Annotated in this window: 4 protein-coding genes; all 4 read right to left on the minus strand. The window is 37.1% G+C overall.

The genetic code is table 11. From position 1 onward, the window contains the following. Positions 1 to 264: hypothetical protein (locus AC22ZQ_RS12950; RefSeq protein WP_318959185.1), on the minus strand; the 264-nt coding region annotated here is incomplete at its 3' end. 1 nt (position 265) lies between these two features. Beyond that, complete coding sequence (locus AC22ZQ_RS12955; protein ID WP_318959186.1) at positions 266 to 1,555, minus strand: UDP-N-acetylmuramoyl-tripeptide--D-alanyl-D-alanine ligase; 1,290 nt, start codon at positions 1,553 to 1,555, stop codon at positions 266 to 268. 54 nt (positions 1,556 to 1,609) lie between these two features. Beyond that, the gene (locus AC22ZQ_RS12960) at positions 1,610 to 3,634 is read right to left on the minus strand and encodes an SUMF1/EgtB/PvdO family nonheme iron enzyme (protein WP_318959187.1); all 2,025 of its coding nucleotides are present in this window, start codon (positions 3,632 to 3,634) and stop codon (positions 1,610 to 1,612) included. Between the two features lie 79 nt (positions 3,635 to 3,713). Continuing rightward, a partial coding sequence (locus tag AC22ZQ_RS12965; RefSeq protein ID WP_318959188.1) for a type IX secretion system membrane protein PorP/SprF occupies positions 3,714 to 4,101 on the minus strand: 388 nt, incomplete at its 5' end.

Below are 4,101 nucleotides of genomic sequence, written 5' to 3' on the forward strand. Positions count from 1 at the left end.
ATACAAGCCACAAGCTGCCGAACTCATAGGAGTTGTCACCTCGATATATTTCACTTTTGCCCCTTTAATGGACTCCTTTACCTTAAAACGAATTGAAATTAAATTCTTCTCTAGAAGAGTATCTACTTCAACGGCTTTTCCAATAAATATATCTGTTGACTGACTATAAGCTTCCTCTGTTAACTTACCTAGTTTCATACAGCTACAAGCCATTACTTGGATACTTACGAATATCCCCACTCCTATTGCTAGTAATTTCTTCATGTTATACAATTTCCTTTAATGTTTCAAGACCAATACCTCTTGACCCTTTTAATAATATTAGTCTGTTCTCCACTGCCTGACTCTGTAAATATTCACTCGCTTCTTCTTTGGTAGCAAAGGCCACTAAGTTCTTTTCTAAAGAAGCATAAATCGGTCCAACAAAATAAGCTTTAAGTTCAAGCTCATTTACTAAGTCAACAATCTTTTGATGCTCATCAATACTTTCGTCTCCTAGTTCTAGCATATCCCCTAATACAACTAGTTTTTCTTTGTCCTTAGCCTGCATTTTGGCAAAACTCAACAACGCAGAACTTACACTGCTCGGGTTAGCATTATAGGCATCAAGTATCAATGTATTTTGTTTGTCTGTTTGAACTACTTGGGATCTGTTATTACTTGGGATGTAATTCATCAACGCAGACTGTATGCCGCTGTCTGAAACACCAAAGTAATGTCCCACTGCTGCCGCACACAAAAGATTAAGGTAATTGTACTCACCAATAATCCTTGTTTTTATTAACGGTGATGTGTACGCGTCATAACTGTATTTCATTTCTACAAAAGGTGTGAGCGCAAGTAATTCACCCTTAACATCTCCTCCATTGTAAAAAATACATTTCAAATCTTTGGGCAGGTTTTCCTTCAATACTTCATTCTCGTAATCACAGAACAAAACACTTTCAGCTGAAGCATTATCCGCAATATACCTGTACATCTCTGTCTTTGTTCTAATCACTCCTTCTAGAGAACCAAAGCCTTCTAAATGCGCTCTACCCACATTGCTTATAATTCCAAAATCTGGCGCTGCAATACTGCACAATTCTTGAATATCACCGGGTTTATTGGCCCCCATTTCTATCACTGCAAACTCATGATGTTCTCGCAGTTTTAAAAGTGTTAAGGGTACACCAATATGATTATTCAAATTCCCCTCTGTTGCAAGTGTATTGTATTTTTGAGACAAGGTAGTATTGATCAATTCTTTGGTAGTAGTTTTACCATTAGACCCAGTAATCCCAAGCACAGGTATTCCCATTTTCTTTCTATGGTAATTGGCCAAAGCTTGTAAAAATTGAAGTCCATCCTCTACCCATAGAATATCCTCTCCATTGGCAAATTCAACTTCGTCTACAATCGCATATTTGGCACCGTTTTCTATTGCTTGAACGGCATAATTATTACCATTAAAATTTTCACCTTTTAGAGCAATATACATCACTCCTTCCTCTAACTTTCTTGTGTCTATACTTACTCCTTTGCACGTATAGAATAGTTCAAACAATTTTTCCATAGCATAAAAAAGCCCCGACACTCTAATGCCAGGGCTTATTAATTTTATTTTAAATTACTTCTGATCTTGGTAACCTAATCCAACTGGAGAACCAACTCTATCCATTGCACATCTAAATCCAATGTAATCTGTTGCTTGTCCCTCGTCTAAGAATCTTCTGTTACCACCTACTAACCAGTAAGCTCTATCTCTCCAAGAACCACCTTTGTATACTCTTGACTTATCAGATATCAAAGTTGTTGGCCAAGCAGCAGTATTTGCTCCACCCGCTTTCACTTTCTGTCCAGACAAGTTGTACTCTTCGTAAGTATTCTGGTACATAATCAAATCTGGGTTTCTCTTCGCCTGATTGATATCGTTCTTACGTTCTTCGTTATCATAGAAAATAGAACTCTCAATGTCACCATCTAAGTAATCAATGTAGTCATCTCTTCTGTAGTTCAATCTACCGATGTTCTCCTCCTCCGTTACATTTCTGTATCTTAATCTTCCAGGTACATCTTCAATAAACTCTCTAAATCCATCTCTTAAGATTGAGATAATTTCAAAGGCATAAACTTCTCCGTCTGGTCCTTCTCTTAACTCATCTGCAAAAATCTCATCAAAAATTCTCTCTTGAACAATCATTGAAGCTTCGATATCATACTTTCTGTTCTTTCTGTCAACAGCAATATCTAATACTTCGTTAATTTGACGGATGATAGATAATTCAATTGAATCTTTTACAAATCCTTGAGATACGTAGAATGGATCTGGAGCATAACCACTTTTCACAGGGAACTCAGACTCATTTGTTTTGTTAATTCCAACTGGAATAACTGTATCCTCTGGATTGTGTAAGTCCGCTGAAATTCTTTGGTAACGTACTCTTTCAAATTCGTTCAAGTATTCTTTCATACCGTGAACATCATACATTACTTGCTGATTCTTCGCGTCAACAATACCTTCGTTGTTCAATAATTTTGTTTTGAAAACATTACCTCTAAATGGTCTGAATTCATCAAAATCTTCAGAAGACAATGGTCTGTATACGTCTAATACCCATTCCGCAACGTTACCAGCCATGTTGTATAAACCGTAATCATTTGGCCAGTATGCCGTAACTGGTGCTGTTACATCAGCAGCATCGTTTAAGTTACCAGCAACTCCCATGTAGTCACCTCTACCTCTTACGAAGTTCGCTCTAATTGCTCCTGTAAACTCTTCGTTATCCTGACGAACCCAGTGTCCGTTCCAAGGATATTGTTTTCTTTCTGTAATTAACTCTGCATTTTCATTTTGCAAGTTTCCGATTAAACCGTAGTAAGCAAATTCCCATTCAGCTTCAGTTGGGAGCCTGTAACGTGGTAATAAAATACCATCTTCCATTCTCACTTTACGCTTTCCTGGCTTATTTCCTTTTCTACCTGTTAGGTTATTTGGATTGTAGTCATCTAATTGATCTTCCATTATAACACCTTCATCGTACTGATCTGCTAAGTAAGACTCTGTATTAAATGTTTCACCGTCTGCTTGATCTGGAACGAATTCCAATAAACCTTCACGGATTAAAATCCATTCGTTTACACGGTCCGTTCTCCACTTACAGTATTCGTTAGCTTGTAACCAAGAAACACCAACTACTGGGTAGTCTCTGTAAGCTGGGTGACGTAAATAGTACTCAACATATTTCTCGTTAAATGCTAATGGAGATCTCCATACTAGCGTATCAGGCAAAGCATTTTTGTAAATCATTGGGTACGTTTCGTACGCACGCTTTGTCCAATAAAGATATTCTAACCAGTGGAAGTTAGTAACCTCTGTTTGATCCATGTAAAATGAAGAAACAGTAACTCTTCTCGGACGGTTATTCCAATCCTTCATTACATCATCTTCCACTCTACCCATCGTAAAAGTACCACCTTCTACTAGTACTAAACCTGGACCTTGTTCTTGTTCTTCGAAAGGTGCTTTTTCGAAACCTCCCATTTCTGGGTTGTTGTATTCCCATCCCGTAGAACTTGAGGAATCATTCACCTTACATGAAACTACCAAAGCAACTAAGGCTGCTGCTCCGAACATATATTTTAGAATTCTCATATCTATAGTTTCTAATTTAATTCTTGCAAATTTACTTTCAATAACGATTAATCAAATAAACGTTACAATCTTTTTTTTATTAAAATGAAGGACAACTAATTGTTCTGAATCTTTGTGGTTTTTTCGTACAGTTAATGTTCAATCCAAGAGAAACTTCGTGTGCTCCTCCGGAAGTACCATTATTTAACTGAGAAACAGTAACATCGTAACTGTACCCCACTTTAAAGTTGTCTGATTCTAGACCTACACTTAAAATAAATGCATCTCTATTTCTTAACCATGCTCCTGCCGTAAACACACCGTACTTAACGTAGGTACCTATGTTCAATTCAACAAAACCTTGTTGGTACTGGAAAATAACGTTAGGCATAATCGTCGTTACATTTCTGTATTGTGATTTAGATCCTAAAGGAATTTTAGCTCCAACGTGTGCATTGTAACGAATCGGCATTTTACTTTCTCCTACG

This window comes from Lishizhenia sp. (genome assembly GCF_057456495.1).